Below are 17533 nucleotides of genomic sequence, written 5' to 3'. Positions count from 1 at the left end.
TATATATATATAAAACTTTTACTTGTATCAAGTCTACTGGGATTTTAGTATTTAGCAAATATTATTATTTAGTTGGTTATGGCAAAATTAGATACAAAAATTAGAAATTTGCAATCTGAGCTTGATAAAGCCGGGCATGGGTATTGTATCTCTTTTAAGTTATTAAATTACGACGAATTGAATGCTATGATAGGAGGAGATATTTATATAATTGACAAATTTAATAAAATTATTTCTGAAGTTTGTAATAAATTGATTACTGCTCCTTCTATATCAGTTTATAAACAAATTGAGCATGATAGAATATTGTTGCTTTTACCCACACTAGACCAAAATCTAGTTAAGGAAGTTGTCCTAAAAATATATTTATTATCTCAACTTTATGTCGATGATCTATTACCTGCAGTTTATATGAATTGCAGTAGTGCTAGCATAGAGTTTCCCAAATTTACCAATAAAGCTGAAGAAGTATATAATCTATTAAATTGGCTAGGTTCTTATCAAGGTGACCAAAGTTATTATCGTGAGTATGATAAATATTATAATATAGAGTGTGTTAAAGAGTCTAATAAGCAGCTGAATCTCTTAAGAAAAGCTTTATTAAACAAAACAATGGTTTTTGCTTATCAGCCAGTTATTGACCGTAAAACAATGAAAATTCATTACTATGAATGTTTACTAAGGATTCCTGACACAAATAACAATCTATTTTCTGTAGGAGCAATAATTCTAGAAGCTGAAAAGAAAGGTTTAATTTTTATAATAGATCAAATAGTGCTAGAAATGGCAATCAAAGAACTAGATGCTAACCCTAGCTTAGTGCTTGCAGTTAACATTTCAAATATTGGTATATTAGATGCTTCTCTCCTGGAAATAGCAGAAAAACTATTACAAACATATGATGTTTCAGGCAGGTTAATTATTGAGATTACTGAGACTACCCTTAATCAGCATTACCAACAAATAAAATCCTTTATGCACAGACTAAGAAAATACGGTTGTAAATTTGCTTTGGATGATTTTGGAGCTGGGTTTACTTCATTTAAACAATTACAAAATCTACCGATAGATATTATTAAAATTGATGGTAGTTACGTACGTAACATCACTAGCGATATACAAAGTCAAGATTTCATTAAACGATTAATTAAAATTTCTGAGAATTTAGGCGTTCAAACTGTAGCAGAATTTGTTGAAAATGGGGAGATAGCCAATTTTTTAATCAACTTAAAAGTTGATAATATGCAAGGCGATTTTTTCTCACCGGCATCGGTTAACAGAATAAAAGGCACCGTCAAGTTAAGAGAAATGTAAATTAAGTATTGAGCAAATGTAGGGAATAATTTATAGATTATCAGTAACAATTGTTACCTAAATTTCAGTGCTATGTGTATTATTCAATCCCCAAAGAGACATCGTTTTCCAGTAATCATTATTAGCCATGCAGTATGGTTATATCATCGATTCAATAATAGTTACAGAGATGTACAAGAACAGATGGCCTATCGAGGTATTATTTTAAGTCATGAGACAGTAAGATTTTGGTGCAATAAATTTGCGGTTTATTTTCAAGATGTTATCAGAAAGCGAGAGAGGAAACCAACTGATAAATGGCATTTAGATGAGATGAATATTAAGATTAAAGGCGAGGTATTGATATTATGGAGAGCTGTTGACTCTGAGGGGCATGAATTAGAAGTATTACTGCAGAAGCGTCGTAATAAAAAATCAGCTATTCGTTTTTTATCAAAATTATTGGGTCATTATCCAGCTCCAAGAGTAATTGTTACTGATAAGCTCAGAAGTTACATTAAGCCGATTAAGCTTATGTGCCCTAAAACTGAGCATCGCACTCATAAAAGACTAAATAATCGTGTTGAGAATGCTCATCAACCAACTAGGCGCAACGAGAAGATATTAATTAAATTTAAGCATCCTAATTCAGCCCACTGTAAATTATCACTGATGGGAAAAGTCAGAAATATATTTGCCGTAAATGTTGGAAGATATAGTAAAACAGCAATTGAGCAAAGAATTGCATTTGCATCAGCTAAATCCATTTTGGACGAAGCCACTCAAAGACTTCTTGCTGCCTGAAATCTAAAAATACAGCTCTTTTTGATACTATTTTACTTAACTTGACGGTGCCATTGTTACTGATAATCTATAAATTATTCCCTACATTTGCTCAATACTTAATTTACATTTCTCTTAACTTGACGGTGCCCTCTTGCCTAACTATAATTTTTGTCAACAGAACCTAGAGGTAACAATTATATTTGATCGTGAGAAGTTAAAATCTAATCGTGACAAAGTGGTGGATAATATCGCTGAGTGTTTGTTCTTTAAATATGCAGCATTCGATATTATTGAACGTCTAAATATTATTGATAAAGAATTTCCTGATATTTTAGATTTAGAATGTCGTACTGGTATACTAACTAAACTATTAGTGCAGAACTATAACTATGCTATAATTGTAGCGGCTAGTGCATCAAATGTTATGTTACAATCGTTTGACCATACTCCCAAATTACTAGTTGATGAAGAAAACTTACCATTTAAAGCAGCTAGTTTTGACCTAATAACTTTTTCCTTGGGTCTACACTGGATCAATGATGTACAAAATTTTCTGTTACAGATACAACGTATTTTAAAACCAAATGGTCTATTTATTGGTAATTTTATCGGCGGTAACAGCCTAAAAGAACTACGAATGAAATTCATTGAAGCTGAAATAGCATTAAGTCGCCCTCACTTTCAACATGTTTCCCCTTTTATCCATTTTGATCACATAACACCTTTACTAGGACAGGCAGGATTCACAGAAATTATCGTTGATTATGAAAATATTCAGCTGAGCTATAAAAGCCCTTTAGATTTCATTAGAGAATTAAAGAATATTGGAGAATCTGGAGCATTATTAAAAAACTCTCATAATATAATATCGAAGCAAATGCTTTCTATTCTCAGCAATGATACTAACACTTTTACCGAACAAATTAATATAATTAGCTTCATTGCCTCTCCGAGTAAGAATAGTATAAAAATAACTCATAATTTAAAATAGTAGGAAAAAATAAGCATTTATAGCTTGCTCTGGCACCGTCAAGGGCACCGTCAAGTTAAGTAAAATAGTATCAAAAAGAGCTATATTTTTAGATTTCAGGCAGCAAGAAGTCTTTGAGTGGCTTCGTCCAAAATGGATTTAGCTGATGCAAATGCAATTCTTTGCTCAATTGCTGTTTTACTATATCTTCCAACATTTACGGCAAATATATTTCTGACTTTTCCCATCAGTGATAATTTACAGTGGGCTGAATTAGGATGCTTAAATTTAATTAATATCTTCTCGTTGCGCCTAGTTGGTTGATGAGCATTCTCAACACGATTATTTAGTCTTTTATGAGTGCGATGCTCAGTTTTAGGGCACATAAGCTTAATCGGCTTAATGTAACTTCTGAGCTTATCAGTAACAATTACTCTTGGAGCTGGATAATGACCCAATAATTTTGATAAAAAACGAATAGCTGATTTTTTGTTACGACGCTTCTGCAGTAATACTTCTAATTCATGCCCCTCAGAGTCAACAGCTCTCCATAATATAAATACCTCGACTTGAATCTTAATATTCATCTCATCTAAATGCCATTTATCAGTTGGTTTCCTCTCTCGCTTTCTGATAACATCTTGAAAATAAACCGCAAATTTATTGCACCAAAATCTTACTGTCTCATGACTTAAAATAATACCTCGATAGGCCATCTGTTCTTGTACATCTCTGTAACTATTATTGAATCGATGATATAACCATACTGCATGGCTAATAATGATTACTGGAAAACGATGTCTCTTTGGGGATTGAATAATACACATAGCACTGAAATTTAGGTAACAATTGTCACTGATAATCTATAAATTATTCCCTACATTTGCTCAATACTTAATTTACATTTCTCTTAACTTGACGATGCCACGTATACGATTTCGACCATGCGGCTCATGTTTCATCATTTTTATAAAATCATGACCTTCAAAACCTTGTGGTAATATTAACCTAGCCATTTGAGTACCTTTTATCAGTTAAAAACCCATCTTAGACCACTGCGTTAATTATTGCAATTGCTATAAATAAAGGATTTTTATCGAATAAAGTAATTAAATCACCATAGAGTATTTTAGCAACAACTTGCTTACACACTGTTCCAAACGTCATATTTATTCCTCCAATTAGTTTTTATATCACAAATATCCGTTTTAAACGGATATTTGTGATCGTACTACAGTAAAATCCCATTACATGCAAGTAATACCAATTGCAATAATTAACGCAGTGGTCTAAGATGGGTTTTTAACTGATAAAAGGTACTCAAATGGCTAGATTAATATTACCACAAGGTTTTCATGGTCATGATTTTATAAAAATGATGAAACATGAGCCGCATGGTCGAAATCGTATACGTTTATTGGCGATGTATCACCTTCAATTAGGCAAATCTTTTAAAGCCATATCTGAAATAGTGAAGTCACACTGGAAAACCGTGCAATCATCGCTCAGAAGATTTAGGAATCATGGTTTTGAAGGATTATTTGCATCACAAAGAAGCGGTGCCCCTAGGAAGATTAACACTATACAAGAATCTGCTCTTTTTGATAAAATCAATACGCTCAGTAAAAGTAAAACTGGTGGGTATATAACTGGAAAAGAGCTACATATCATGTTACTTGAGGAATATGGTGCTAAATGTGCTTTAAAAACAGTCTACAATACTATGCACCGCCTTGGTTTTAGCTGGATTACTTCTCGTTCAATGCATCCAAAATCAAATCAAGAGACTCAAAATAGATATAAAAAAACTTTCCAGACATGTTAACAAAATTATTAGCAAAAAATATTGATAGATGTAAAGTTGATATATGGTCTCAGGATGAAACTAGAGTTGGGCAACAAGGTAGCTTAACTCGTATATGGGCTAAGCGTGGCACTAGACCCCGTAAAGTTCGGCAACAGCAATTTATTTCAACATATATTTACGGAGCTGCTTGCCATGAGACAGGAGAAGCTTGTGCATTAATTTTACCATATGCAAACACACAGGCAATGAATAAATTCTTAGAAGAGCTTTCTCGCAGTATTCAAGGCAACCGACATATAGCTTTACTAACGGATAATGCAGGTTGGCACACAGCCAAAAAACTAACTGTGCCAAGCAATATCACTTTGATACCGCTTCCGCCCTATGCACCGGAACTTAATGCAATGGAACAAGTTTGGGAATGGATTAAAAATCATTTCTTGTCTAACCAATGTTATGGTGTATATGAAGATATCGTTACTATGGTTTGTTACGCTTGGAATCAACTTGCTCATAATGTAGATTTAGTAAAATCAATTATGTATAGAGATTGGATAAATACACCGTGTTCATTATTACAATTGGTATAATATTTAAAAAATTTTTAAGTTGAATGAATAGAATCAAAGGTTTATATACTCGAATGTGACTCCGAATTAGATTTAAAAATGAAGTTAACTTAACGTGACAATCTAGCGCGAATAGTGTATGGTAGCATTTGAAAATAAAATTGACTATAGCATTTTTTATCAAATAAGTCTCTTATCACCTCAATGTAGGATTAATTTCATTAATCCTACATTGGAATGAGAATGTAAACAATCAGACTTAAAGTGGTTTGACACAAAGTAACAATATGGAATTCGATCCTAATCTACTATCTCGTATACAATTTGCCTTTACCATAAGTTTTCATATAATTTTTCCGTCCTTTACCATTGGTCTTGCTAGCTGGCTTGCTGTCGTAGAAGGGTTATGGATTAAAACTGGCAATAATATTTATCAAGAAATATATAAATTTTGGATTAAGATTTTTGCGATTACTTTTGGTATGGGAGTGGTATCAGGCGTTGTTATGTCTTATCAATTTGGTACGAATTGGTCAGGTTTCTCTGATAAGGTAGGTAATGTACTTGGACCACTATTAGGTTTTGAAGTACTTACGGCATTCTTTTTGGAATCATCTTTCCTTGGAGTTATGCTATTTGGCTGGAATAGAGTCAGTAAAAATATGCATTTCGCTGCCACTTTAATCGTGGCAGTTGGTACAATTATCTCTGCTTTTTGGATTCTTGCAGCTAATAGCTGGATGCAAACTCCTACTGGTTATGAAGTACGAGCAGATAATATTTTATACCCGGTAAGTTGGTTAGAAATTATTTTTAATCCTTCATTTCCATATCGTTTTTGTCATATGATTGTAGCAGCATATTTAACTACAGCTTTTGCAATTGGTGGTGTTGCTGCCTGCTATCTTTTACATAAAAAATTTGTTAACCATGCTAGAATCATGTTTGGCATGGCAATGTTGATGGCAGTAGCTGTTGCCCCAATACAGCTTTTTATTGGCGACCAACACGGGTTAAATACTTTAGAACATCAACCTGCAAAAGTTGCTGCTATGGAAGGTATCTGGGATACGGAAAGAGGGGCTGCACTTAGATTCTTTGGTTGGCCTTCAGCACAAGAAGAAATAACAAAATATACTATAGAAATACCCAAAATTGCTAGTTTAATACTGACCCATAGCTTAGATGGAGAAGTAAAAGGCTTAAAAGAATGGTCAAAAGAAAATCGCCCCCCTGTATTAATAGTATTTTTATGTTTCCGAGTAATGGTAGGAATCGGTATATTAATGATAATTACTGGGGTTATTGCATTAGTTTTATACTTACATAAAAGATTATTTGATACCAAATGGTTTCAATATTGGTGCATGTTGATGACTCCATCTGGTTTTATAGCAATATTAGCAGGTTGGTTTGTTACAGAAGTTGGTAGGCAACCTTATGTAGTATATAATATACTCAGAACATCTGAAGTATCTTCACCAGTATTAGGTCAATATATCTTTGCCTCACTAATTGCTTTTGTTATAGTGTATGCTTTTATATTTGGCGGAGGCATTTATTATATTATAACTTTAATAAGGAAAGGACCTAGGTTCTGTTGACAAAAATTATAGTTAGGCAAGAGGAATAAAAAATTGCCATAGTAAGAAGAAATGGTAGTTTCTAGTTATCAAAAAAAGGAACTACCAATATGATGTATTACATAGAAGAACAAGCATGGGAAGTAATTTTATCATTTTTTAAGGAAAGAAATGGTATACACAACAAGAATGAAGAAAAAATGAGATATTTTATTGAAGCAATATGGTTTATTGTTAGAACAGGTTGCCAATGGCGTCTTCTAGCTGATGATTATGGTTGTTGGTACAGTATTTATCACAGATTTAAGAGATGGGTTGACAAAGGTATATGGGAGGATTTAATGGATTATGTTAAAGTAGATGCAGATATGGAATCAATTATGATTGATGCAACTATTGTGAGAGCACATGCTTGCTCATCTGGATATATCAAAGGTAATCAAGAAGAAGCGGCTTTAGGTAGAAGCAGAGGTGGTGTTAGTACTAAAATTCATACCCTTGTTGATGTCCTTGGTAATCCATTAAAGTTTATACTAACTGCTGGGCAAAGAAATGATGGCGCTAGGCAAAGCGGGTAAATTACAGTTGGTGAAAATCCAACCTACGTAAAGTTTAGCCAACAGCGTAGAACCAAATTTCACATATATGGAGGTAACGAATTATGTGAAGCTGAGAGGAGGGATGTAGTGGGTTGTAACGTAAGTGAAGGATATAAGCTCCGAAATATGCGATATCGTAGAGGTTGACATGCTTCATTTCATGGAAAACAGGATGTGTAGTTGCGATAAGGCGAGCAACTATTGCTCTACCGGAGTCACAGACCATGACACGCTACAAGACGGAATTTACCTGAACCTCTAGGAGATCCATTGTATTCTTACGCAAGTGAGTACTTTAAAACAAGCTGTTAAGAGCAAGAATTAAAGTATGATACAATGGAAGTCGGACTGACTTATAGTACTCTGAGCATGGGAAAGCCATGTACATGGGGAAGGGGTCAGCAATATAGCGTTAGTGTAAGTACGCTTAATTCACTAATACACGGAGGTTAGAGAGTAGAATGGAAAGTAAACTTAAACTTATATCTGCTAAAGCTAAGGAAGATAAGAAGCTAAAATTTACAGCACTTGTGCATCATATAAATAAGGAGAATCTTATTAAATGTTACAAAGAGCTGAAAAGGAACAGAGCTTATGGCATAGATGAAGTAACGGTTGAAGAATATGGCAAGAATCTAGAGGAGCATGTAGAAAAGCTTGTGCAGAGATTAAAAGATAGAAGCTACAGGGCTAGTGCAGTTAGAATGGTATATATACCTAAAACTAACAGCAAAGAAAAGCGAGGGCTTGGTATTTCAACAGTTGAAGATAAAATAGTGCAATTAGCAGTAAAGAAATTGTTAGAAGCAATATATGAGCAAGATTTTCTAAAATGCTCTTACGGATTTCGACCTAACTTAAGCTGTCATTCAGCAATAAAAGCCTTAAATGAAGTGGTAATGAAAAAGCCAATTAATTATGTTGTAGAAGTAGATATTAGGAAATTTTTCGATAACATAAATCATTATTGGTTGCAAAGGTGTTTAGAAGAAAGAATATTAGACAAGAATTTTATGTGGCTAATAAGAAGACTTTTAAAAGCTGGAGCAACTAAGGATGGTGTTGTTAGTAGCAGTGATCAAGGTATACTGCAAGGCTCAGTAGCAAGTCCAATACTTGCAAATATTTACTTACATTATGTCTTAGATCTATGGTTTGAGAAAGTCTTTAAGTCAAAAGCTAAAGGCTATGTTGAGTTAATAAGATACTGTGATGATTATGTGGTGTGTTGTGAAAGTGCTAAAGATGCAGAAGAATTTTTAAACTTACTACAAGATAGGCTAAAAGGTTTTGGATTAAGCATATCAGAAGAGAAAACAAGGAAGGTTAAGTTTGGTAGACGACCTTGGCAACTAGCAAGTAAAAGGAAAGAGAAAGTGGAGACATTTAACTTTCTTGGTTTTACTCACTATTGTGGAAAAAGTAGGCAAGGATACTTTGTAATGGGTCATAAGACAATGAAGAGTAGCTTTGCAAGAAAACTAAAAGAAACTCAAGAATGGTTAAAGTCAATAAGATCGCAAATAGCTTTGAAAGAATGGTGGCCAACACTAAAATCAAAACTAACAGGACATTATAATTATGTTGGTATTAGCGGTAATTTTCAATCGATCTCTAAGTTTTACTATAGAACTGTACAAATGGTACATAAGTGGATAAACCGAAGAGGTAGTAGAAAAGTAAGCTATAAATGGTTTAAAAACTATTTGCAGTGGAATCCGCTACCAATGCCAAAAATAAAGTTTTCTTTATATGGTACTACTTCAAAGCAGAATAGCTATAATTAATAGTAAGCTTAGGTATCATCGCCATTAGGTGTGATGTCACCCTGCGTAAGCAGGGGTCTAAAAATAGCATAGATAGTGTATATTACGTAGTTTTATATCCCAGCTTTCGCTGAGATAACATAATGGTAAGCAGGGGTGACATCCGAAGGGGCAAGAATATCCCCTAGGCTATTAAACCGATGTCTTATATCAATAGTTGAGGTTACAACTATAATATACTGCTCGTAAATGAAGAGTTGGTAGACGATAGTATAACTTCAAGAAGAGCTAGGCAGTAGCAAAGTCGAGCAGCGGAGATCTGTAGACACGACAACGCCAATTCTTGAAGTTCTACCTGAGTATACTAGAGAATCTAACCGGTAAAAGGATATATCACCATGCTTAATTTTGCTCCCTATATAGATTTACCTTTAGTTTGGGGTGGGCTAATTGTCATTGCAATCTTTCTTTATGTATTACTAGATGGTTTTGATCTAGGAATTGGTATATTATTCCCATTTGCTCCTACTCAAGATTGCCGCAATAAAATGATGAACTCTGTAGTACCATTTTGGGACGGTAATGAAACTTGGTTAGTTTTAGGTGGCGGGGGGTTATTTGCTGCATTCCCACTAGCTTATTCAGTTTTGATGTCAGCCTTCTATATACCAATTACCATAATGCTTTTGGGATTAATCTTCCGCGGAGTAGCTTTTGAATTTAGATTTAAAGCCTCTCTAAAGGATCGTTATATATGGGATTATTCTTTCCATTTTGGTTCTATCATCGCTACCTTATTTCAGGGAATTATGTTAGGAGCTTTCATCCAAGGCGTTAAGGTTGATGGCAGGGTATTTGCTGGTGATGCTTTTGATTGGCTGACTCCTTTTTCTCTGATGACGGGTATTGCCCTAGTATTTGGTTATGCTCTACTTGGTTGCACTTGGCTGATCATGAAAACTGACCAAGATACGCAAATATGGGCTCGTAAATCTGCGGCATATGTATTAATTTATGTTATGTTATTTATGGGATTGGTAAGTTTATGGGTACCATTTTTAAACGAGAGAATTCGTATATTTTGGTTTACTATGCCTAATTTTGCATATCTTTCACTCATTCCTATTTTAACTATTTGTACATTATTTATGTTATTCACCTCTCTTTATAAAAATAAAGAATTCCAGCCTTTTTGTTACTCAATTCTGCTGTTTGCTTTAGGCTATTTAGGGCTAATCCTAAGTATTTGGCCTTTTACAGTACCATATCAAATATCTTTATGGCAAGCAGCAGCGGCAGCAGAATCACAATCTCTAATGTTGGGAGGAGCGGCAACACTTTTACCAATAATATTGGGTTATACAACTTATTGTTATTATATATTCCGTGGAAAATCGACTCATCACCCTATGTATTAGTAAGTTGAGAAAAATTTTTATTTCTCAGAAATGCAAACAATGGCTTTGGTTTGTAATTTTATACTTAGTGGGGCTAATATTTGTGCTATTATTATCCTGTATAATTAAAGCTATCTTTTATATATTAAACTAATAGCTTTTACTACTGCCCCCTAGCTCTTCTAACTTTCGACAGTTGATGAAAACCAACATAAAGCAAAGGTGTTACATAAAGTGTTAATATCGATCCGATAACAATCCCTATTACCAAAACTATAGCCATGTGAAAACGACTATTAGCATAGTTGCCATTATCAAAGAAAAGTGACAACAAACCAATACTCATAGCTAAAGAAGTAATTAAAATTGCCCTGATTCTTGATGTTGCAGCTGTTACTATTGTTTTTAGAGTTCTTTGTCCCTTCTGATGCATTGCACTACATAACAATACACTATGCTTAGTCATTAATCCTGCTAACGTGATAAGTGATATTTGCGTATATATATTTCACCCCCCTTGAGAAAAATATAAGCTTAATAATGCTACACTTAAAGCAGCTGGAATTCCCCCAACTAAAATAAACAATGATAGAATTGAGTAGTTAAAGCGTGCAAACATTAATCAGTAGAGTCCAAGTATAGATAGTAAAATTATACCAATTGCAATAATTAACACGGTATATTTATCCAATCTCTATACATAATTGATTTTACTAAATCTACATTATGAGCAAGTTGATTCCAAGCGTAACAAGCCATAGTAACGATATCTTCATATACACCATAACATTGGTTAGACACGAAATGATTTTTAATCCATTCCCAAACTTGTTCCATTGCATTAAGTTCCGGTGCATAGGGCGGAAGCGGTATCAAAGTGATATTGCTTGGCACAGTTAGTTTTTTGGCTGTGTGCCAACCTGCATTATCCGTTAGTAAAGCTATATGTCGGTTGCCTTGAATACTGCGAGAAAGCTCTTCTAAGAATTTATTCATTGCCTGTGTGTTTGCATATGGTAAAATTAATGCACAAGCTTCTCCTGTCTCATGGCAAGCAGCTCCGTAAATATATGTTGAAATAAATTGCTGTTGCCGAACTTTACGGGGTCTAGTGCCACGCTTAGCCCATATACGAGTTAAGCTACCTTGTTGCCCAACTCTAGTTTCATCCTGAGACCATATATCAACTTTACATCTATCGATATTTTTTGCTAATAATTTTGTTAACATGTCTGGAAAGTTTTTTTATATCTATTTTGAGTCTCTTGATTTGACTTTGGATGCATTGAACGAGAAGTAATCCAGCTAAAACCAAGGCGGTGCATAGTATTGTAGACTGTTTTTAAAGCACATTTAGCACCATATTCCTCAAGTAACATGATATGTAGCTCTTTTCCAGTTATATACCCACCAGTTTTACTTTTACTGAGCGTATTGATTTTATCAAAAAGAGCAGATTCTTGTATAGTGTTAATCTTCCTAGGGGCACCGCTTCTTTGTGATGCAAATAATCCTTCAAAACCATGATTCCTAAATCTTCTGAGCGATGATTGCACGGTTTTCCAGTGTGACTTCACTATTTCAGATATGGCTTTAAAAGATTTGCCTAATTGAAGGTGATACATCGCCAATAAACGTATACGATTTCGACCATGCGGCTCATGTTTCATCATTTTTATAAAATCATGACCTTCAAAACCTTGTGGTAATATTAACCTAGCCATTTGAGTACCTTTGATCAGTTAAAAACCCATCTTAGACCACTGCGTTAATTATTGCAATTGGTATTACTATATCTTCCAACATTTACGGCAAATATATTTCTGACTTTTCCCATCAGTGATAATTTACAGTGGGCTGAATTAGGATGCTTAAATTTAATTAATATCTTCTCGTTGCGCCTAGTTGGTTGATGAGCATTCTCAACACGATTATTTAGTCTTTTATGAGTGCGATGCTCAGTTTTAGGGCACATAAGCTTAATCGGCTTAATGTAACTTCTGAGCTTATCAGTAACAATTACTCTTGGAGCTGGATAATGACCCAATAATTTTGATAAAAAACGAATAGCTGATTTTTTGTTACGACGCTTCTGCAGTAATACTTCTAATTCATGCCCCTCAGAGTCAACAGCTCTCCATAATATCAATACCTCGCCTTTAATCTTAATATTCATCTCATCTAAATGCCATTTATCAGTTGGTTTCCTCTCTCGCTTTCTGATAACATCTTGAAAATAAACCGCAAATTTATTGCACCAAAATCTTACTGTCTCATGACTTAAAATAATACCTCGATAGGCCATCTGTTCTTGTACATCTCTGTAACTATTATTGAATCGATGATATAACCATACTGCATGGCTAATAATGATTACTGGAAAACGATGTCTCTTTGGGGATTGAATAATACACATAGCACTGAAATTTAGGTAACAATTGTTACTGATAATCTATAAATTATTCCCTACATTTGCTCAATACTTAATTTACATTTCTCTTAACTTGACGGTGCCGTTGGAAGATATAGTAAAACAGCAATTGAGCAAAGAATTGCATTTGCATCAGCTAAATCCATTTGGGACGAAGCCACTCAAAGACTCCTTGCTGCCTGAAATCTCAAAATATAGCTCTTTTTGATACTATTTTACTTAACTTGACGGTGCCCCTTATTTAAGTTAGCTATAAAATGTTACAATTTAGGTAAAATTACGGTCAAATAATCGCTTTTTAACTGAACAAGATTTTAAAAAAGCAATTTAAAGTAAGTATATATAAGCTTACATTCTATTTAACGCAATTATCAAGCCACAATTATCAAGCCATTATGAAAATTTCAAAATAATGGCTTGAAATTCACATGATTATGCATTAGTTGTATAGATAGGTAGTTGGGTATATGCTAGCTCTTTTCTATTATATACTCGGTGAACTTCAAGAATTGGCGTTGTCGTGTCTAAAGATCTCCGCGGCACCGTCAAGTTAAGTAAAATAGTATCAAAAAGGGCACCGTCAAGTTAAGTAAAATAGTATCAAAAAGGGCACCGTCAAGTTAAGAGAAATGTAAATTAAGTATTGAGCAAATGTAGGGAATAATTTATAGATTATCAGTAACAATTGTTACCTAAATTTCAGTGCTATGTGTATTATTCAATCCCCAAAGAGACATCGTTTTCCAGTAATCATTATTAGCCATGCAGTATGGTTATATCATCGATTCAATAATAGTTACAGAGATGTACAAGAACAGATGGCCTATCGAGGTATTATTTTAAGTCATGAGACAGTAAGATTTTGGTGCAATAAATTTGCGGTTTATTTTCAAGATGTTATCAGAAAGCGAGAGAGGAAACCAACTGATAAATGGCATTTAGATGAGATGAATATTAAGATTCAAGTCGAGGTATTGATATTATGGAGAGCTGTTGACTCTGAGGGGCATGAATTAGAAGTATTACTGCAGAAGCGTCGTAACAAAAAATCAGCTATTCGTTTTTTATCAAAATTATTGGGTCATTATCCAGCTCCAAGAGTAATTGTTACTGATAAGCTCAGAAGTTACATTAAGCCGATTAAGCTTATGTGCCCTAAAACTGAGCATCGCACTCATAAAAGACTAAATAATCGTGTTGAGAATGCTCATCAACCAACTAGGCGCAACGAGAAGATATTAATTAAATTTAAGCATCCTAATTCAGCCCACTGTAAATTATCACTGATGGGAAAAGTCAGAAATATATTTGCCGTAAATGTTGGAAGATATAGTAAAACAGCAATTGAGCAAAGAATTGCATTTGCATCAGCTAAATCCATTTTGGACGAAGCCACTCAAAGACTTCTTGCTGCCTGAAATCTAAAAATATAGCTCTTTTTGATACTATTTTACTTAACTTGACGGTGCCGCTAGAGCAGCTGGAACAATTAGAATTAACACGGAAAAAATAATGTAATTGGTATTTACTTTTTGATTATTATACCTTATATTTTAAAAATATTAATTTTATATACAAAGTATTACTTATGGCAAATTTACAGGCTAGACTTAATTCGTTAATGGCTCAAAAAAACATAAATGCTATAGATATAGAGAGGAAAACTGGACTAAGTAGAAATACTGTCTATAGCATTTTGTATGGTAGTTCAAAAAATCCTAGTGCTAATAATTTACAATTAATTGCAAAAGCCTTAGACATTAACTTGGAAGCTCTTGTTATTGATAATGAAATAAACCTCGAGATACTAACTGTTGATCAGATAAAAATTTTTAGCAAAGCTACTAGTGCAACAATTAATATATTAATTGAAAGAAACTTAAGTTTCTCATTGAGAAACCTTACAACTCTAATAAAAGAAGTATATGAGTATGCTTTGAAGAAGCAGTCTGTTGATAATACATTTATAGATTGGATAATTGATAAATATCATAAACCTTAATTGTGTGATTATAAACACGGTTACAAGATAATTGTCAGATGAATAAATTTATAGTGTACTCTTCTGATCCTACTCATTGTTTTTTGAGAATATCATTGATTCGCATGCGTAACTATACTATATATACGCTATGCCTTCTTACCATTCAGTTTCAAATCATTTGAGTATACTCGGTGAACTTCAAGAATTGGCGTCGTCGTGTCTAAAGATCGAAGCTGCTCACGTACTAATGTATGCTCCGCTGCTCGATTTTGACACTCCTAGCTCTTCTTGAAGTTGACCTTCGTCTACCAACTCTTCATTTACGAGCAGTATATGCCTGTCAGTAGCCACTAAAAATTCAATCAGAAGATTTACTATTGTCAGTATCTTTAGTAGGGGCAATTCTGCCAATCATTTCATCTAGTAATATTTCAAAATAATCTGCTAGGGCTACTACAATTTGACTATTTAAAGTTTTTTGTTCCCTATTATACTAATTGCAATAATTAACACGGTGTTATAAAATGGGTTTTTAACTGATAAAAGGTACTCAAATGGCTAGGTTAATATTACCACAAGGTTTTGAAGGTCATGATTTTATAAAAATGATGAAACATGAGCCGCATGGTCGAAATCGTATACGTTTATTGGCGATGTATCACCTTCAATTAGGCAAATCTTTTAAAGCCATATCTGAAATAGTGAAGTCACACTGGAAAACTGTGCAATCATCGCTCAGAAGATTTAGGCATCATGGTTTTGAAGGATTATTTGAATCACAAAGAAGCGGTGCCCCTAGGAAGATTAACAGTATACAAGAGTCTGCTATTTTTGATAAAATCAATACGCTCAGTGAAAGTAAAACTGGTGGGTATATAACTGGAAAGGAGCTACATATCATGTTAGTTGAGGAATATGGTGCTAAATGTGCTTTAAAAACAGTCTACAATACTATGCACCGCCTTGGTTTTAGCTGGATTACTTCTCGTTCAATGCATCCAAAATCAAATCAAGAGACTCAAAATAGATATAAAAAAACTTTCCAGACATGTTAACAAAATTATTAGCAAAAAATATCGATAGATGTAAAGTTGATATATGGTCTCAGGATGAAACTAGAGTTGGGCAACAAGGTAGCTTAACTCATATATGGGCTAAGCGTGGCACTAGACCCCGTAAAGTTCGGCAACAGCAATTTATTTCAACATATATTTACGGAGCTGCTTGCCATGAGACAGGAGAAGCTTGTGCATTAATTTTACCATATGCAAACACACAGGCAATGAATAAATTCTTAGAAGAGCTTTCTCGCAGTATTCAAGGCAACCGACATATAGCTTTACTAACGGATAATGCAGGTTGGCACACAGCCAAAAAACTAACTGTGCCAAGCAATATCACTTTGATACCGCTTCCGCCCTATGCACCGGAACTTAATGCAATGGAACAAGTTTGGGAATGGATTAAAAATCATTTCTTGTCTAACCAATGTTATGGTGTATATGAAGATATCGTTACTATGGCTTGTTACGCTTGGAATCAACTTGCTCATAATGTAGATTTAGTAAAATCAATTATGTATAGAGATTGGATAAATACACCGTGTTAATTATTGCAATTGGTATTACTATTAACAAAACTATGTAAAGAGTTATTACTAAAACCTATAGTCATGCCTAATTTATATAAGTTTAAATTTTGTTTCTTTACCTTATCAATCAAAAACTTCTTTATATTAGAAGTGATGTCACTTGATGTAATTTTATAAAATTCTAGACTTTCTATATTAGGTAAAGAAATATATTCATTTCTTCCTACAACTTCATCCATAGAACACTTAAAGTAGTCAGCAATTTTTAATATATTGCTAATAGTTGGGTTGGCTTTCAGACCTTGCATAATATTAGTTACAGTAGAATAAGGAATGCCACTTTGTTCAGCAAAATCTTTTCTTGTTAATTTTAATTCATCAAACTTTTTTTTGAGGAATTCTTGTATTTGGTGAACAAGGGCCATATACTCAGAACAATTAAAATTTGAATACTCCCACCATAGAAATATTTTTTCTTGACACCTCAAAATAACTACAATAAACTAGCAAAATAGAATGAGATTATTAAAAAAGAGATCAGTGATTATTGATTAATTTTTTAAAGCAAAGAATATACTTTGCTAAATCTCAAACTAAAAAACCAATATAATACTTAAGCTCTACTTTTAAATAAAGCTCAAGTATTATATTGAATATTATAGTTAACTGGTAAGTACTTTCAAGTTCGCAAAATTTCTAAGTACTTACTAGTAGCATTAATCAAATAGCATCAACTGCTATTTAAATAATAACCTGA

19 protein-coding genes are annotated in these 17533 nt (G+C 33.6%); 13 read left to right on the top strand and 6 right to left on the bottom strand.

The genetic code is table 11. The features are described 5' to 3' along the window. Positions 1-78 precede the first annotated feature (78 nt). From ACFE3K_RS00725 to ACFE3K_RS00715, 3 genes are all read left to right on the top strand, one after another. Positions 79-1314, top strand: coding sequence for an EAL domain-containing protein (locus tag ACFE3K_RS00725; RefSeq protein WP_375358969.1), 1236 nt, complete (start codon positions 79-81; stop codon positions 1312-1314). A 72-nt stretch (positions 1315-1386) separates the two neighbouring features. Then, complete coding sequence (locus ACFE3K_RS00720; RefSeq protein ID WP_375358967.1) at positions 1387-2097, top strand: IS6 family transposase; 711 nt, start codon at positions 1387-1389, stop codon at positions 2095-2097. Positions 2098-2326: 229 nt separating this feature from the next. Next, positions 2327-3070 carry a methyltransferase domain-containing protein gene (locus tag ACFE3K_RS00715; RefSeq protein ID WP_375359535.1) on the top strand — a complete coding sequence of 248 codons (744 nt, stop codon included), beginning with the start codon at positions 2327-2329 and terminating at the stop codon, positions 3068-3070. A gap of 95 nt (positions 3071-3165) precedes the next feature. On the opposite strand, the gene ACFE3K_RS00710 is transcribed toward ACFE3K_RS00715, so the two are convergent. Further along, positions 3166-3876, bottom strand: a complete 711-nt coding sequence (locus tag ACFE3K_RS00710) for an IS6 family transposase (RefSeq protein WP_375358965.1) — start codon at positions 3874-3876, stop codon at positions 3166-3168. A 497-nt stretch (positions 3877-4373) separates the two neighbouring features. On the opposite strand from ACFE3K_RS00710, the gene ACFE3K_RS00705 reads away from it, so the two are divergent. The 6 genes from ACFE3K_RS00705 (at position 4374) to cydB (ending at position 10791) form a co-directional block, all read left to right on the top strand. Further along, entirely contained in the window at positions 4374-4874 is a 501-nt protein-coding gene (locus tag ACFE3K_RS00705; protein ID WP_375358964.1) for a helix-turn-helix domain-containing protein, read from the top strand. Then, on the top strand, positions 4868-5446 hold the full coding sequence (locus ACFE3K_RS00700; RefSeq protein WP_375358963.1) for an IS630 family transposase: 579 nt from the start codon (positions 4868-4870) through the stop codon (positions 5444-5446). Before ACFE3K_RS00705 ends, ACFE3K_RS00700 begins: the two co-directional genes overlap by 7 nt. Before the next feature lie 266 nt (positions 5447-5712). Then, entirely contained in the window at positions 5713-7029 is a 1317-nt protein-coding gene (locus ACFE3K_RS00695) for a cytochrome ubiquinol oxidase subunit I (protein WP_375358962.1), read from the top strand. An 89-nt stretch (positions 7030-7118) separates the two neighbouring features. Next, on the top strand, positions 7119-7586 hold the full coding sequence (locus tag ACFE3K_RS00690) for an IS5 family transposase (protein ID WP_375358961.1): 468 nt from the start codon (positions 7119-7121) through the stop codon (positions 7584-7586). Positions 7587-8068: 482 nt separating this feature from the next. Continuing rightward, positions 8069-9394, top strand: coding sequence for a group II intron reverse transcriptase/maturase (gene ltrA, locus ACFE3K_RS00685; protein ID WP_375358960.1), 1326 nt, complete (start codon positions 8069-8071; stop codon positions 9392-9394). Positions 9395-9771: 377 nt separating this feature from the next. Continuing rightward, positions 9772-10791 (top strand): cytochrome d ubiquinol oxidase subunit II, encoded by a 1020-nt coding sequence (gene cydB, locus ACFE3K_RS00680; RefSeq protein WP_375358959.1) that lies wholly within the window; start codon positions 9772-9774, stop codon positions 10789-10791. Positions 10792-10933: 142 nt separating this feature from the next. Here the strand turns inward: cydB and ACFE3K_RS00675 are convergent, their stop codons facing one another. The 4 genes from ACFE3K_RS00675 to ACFE3K_RS00660 form a co-directional block, all read right to left on the bottom strand. Then, complete coding sequence (locus ACFE3K_RS00675; protein ID WP_375359534.1) at positions 10934-11275, bottom strand: efflux RND transporter permease subunit; 342 nt, start codon at positions 11273-11275, stop codon at positions 10934-10936. A gap of 164 nt (positions 11276-11439) precedes the next feature. Continuing rightward, a complete protein-coding gene (locus ACFE3K_RS00670) occupies positions 11440-12000 on the bottom strand; it encodes an IS630 family transposase (protein WP_375358958.1) in 561 nt (186 codons plus the stop codon). Continuing rightward, positions 11994-12494: a helix-turn-helix domain-containing protein gene (locus ACFE3K_RS00665; protein WP_375358957.1), complete on the bottom strand. Its 501-nt coding sequence runs from the start codon at positions 12492-12494 to the stop codon at positions 11994-11996. The genes ACFE3K_RS00670 and ACFE3K_RS00665 overlap by 7 nt, the downstream gene beginning before the upstream one ends. Positions 12495-12538: 44 nt before the next feature. Further along, on the bottom strand, positions 12539-13186 hold the full coding sequence (locus ACFE3K_RS00660; protein ID WP_375358956.1) for an IS6 family transposase: 648 nt from the start codon (positions 13184-13186) through the stop codon (positions 12539-12541). 722 nt (positions 13187-13908) lie between these two features. On the opposite strand from ACFE3K_RS00660, the gene ACFE3K_RS00655 reads away from it, so the two are divergent. From ACFE3K_RS00655 to ACFE3K_RS00640, 4 genes are all read left to right on the top strand, one after another. Beyond that, complete coding sequence (locus ACFE3K_RS00655; protein WP_375358955.1) at positions 13909-14619, top strand: IS6 family transposase; 711 nt, start codon at positions 13909-13911, stop codon at positions 14617-14619. A 170-nt stretch (positions 14620-14789) separates the two neighbouring features. Next, positions 14790-15203, top strand: coding sequence for a helix-turn-helix domain-containing protein (locus ACFE3K_RS00650; protein WP_341748206.1), 414 nt, complete (start codon positions 14790-14792; stop codon positions 15201-15203). A 536-nt stretch (positions 15204-15739) separates the two neighbouring features. Further along, positions 15740-16240, top strand: coding sequence for a helix-turn-helix domain-containing protein (locus ACFE3K_RS00645; RefSeq protein WP_375358954.1), 501 nt, complete (start codon positions 15740-15742; stop codon positions 16238-16240). Then, positions 16234-16794, top strand: a complete 561-nt coding sequence (locus ACFE3K_RS00640; protein ID WP_375358953.1) for an IS630 family transposase — start codon at positions 16234-16236, stop codon at positions 16792-16794. The genes ACFE3K_RS00645 and ACFE3K_RS00640 overlap by 7 nt, the downstream gene beginning before the upstream one ends. On the opposite strand, the gene ACFE3K_RS00635 is transcribed toward ACFE3K_RS00640, so the two are convergent. Next, positions 16791-17201 (bottom strand): helix-turn-helix domain-containing protein, encoded by a 411-nt coding sequence (locus tag ACFE3K_RS00635; RefSeq protein ID WP_375358952.1) that lies wholly within the window; start codon positions 17199-17201, stop codon positions 16791-16793. The two genes, ACFE3K_RS00640 and ACFE3K_RS00635, sit on opposite strands and share 4 nt — an antisense overlap. Between the last annotated feature and the right edge of the window lie 332 nt (positions 17202-17533).

It is taken from the genome of Candidatus Tisiphia endosymbiont of Neophilaenus lineatus (genome assembly GCF_964264975.1).
In the GTDB taxonomy this organism is placed as follows: Bacteria; Pseudomonadota; Alphaproteobacteria; order Rickettsiales; family Rickettsiaceae; genus Tisiphia.
Note: the sequence above shows the minus strand (reverse complement) of the source record. Positions and strands in the feature narration are given on the sequence as shown.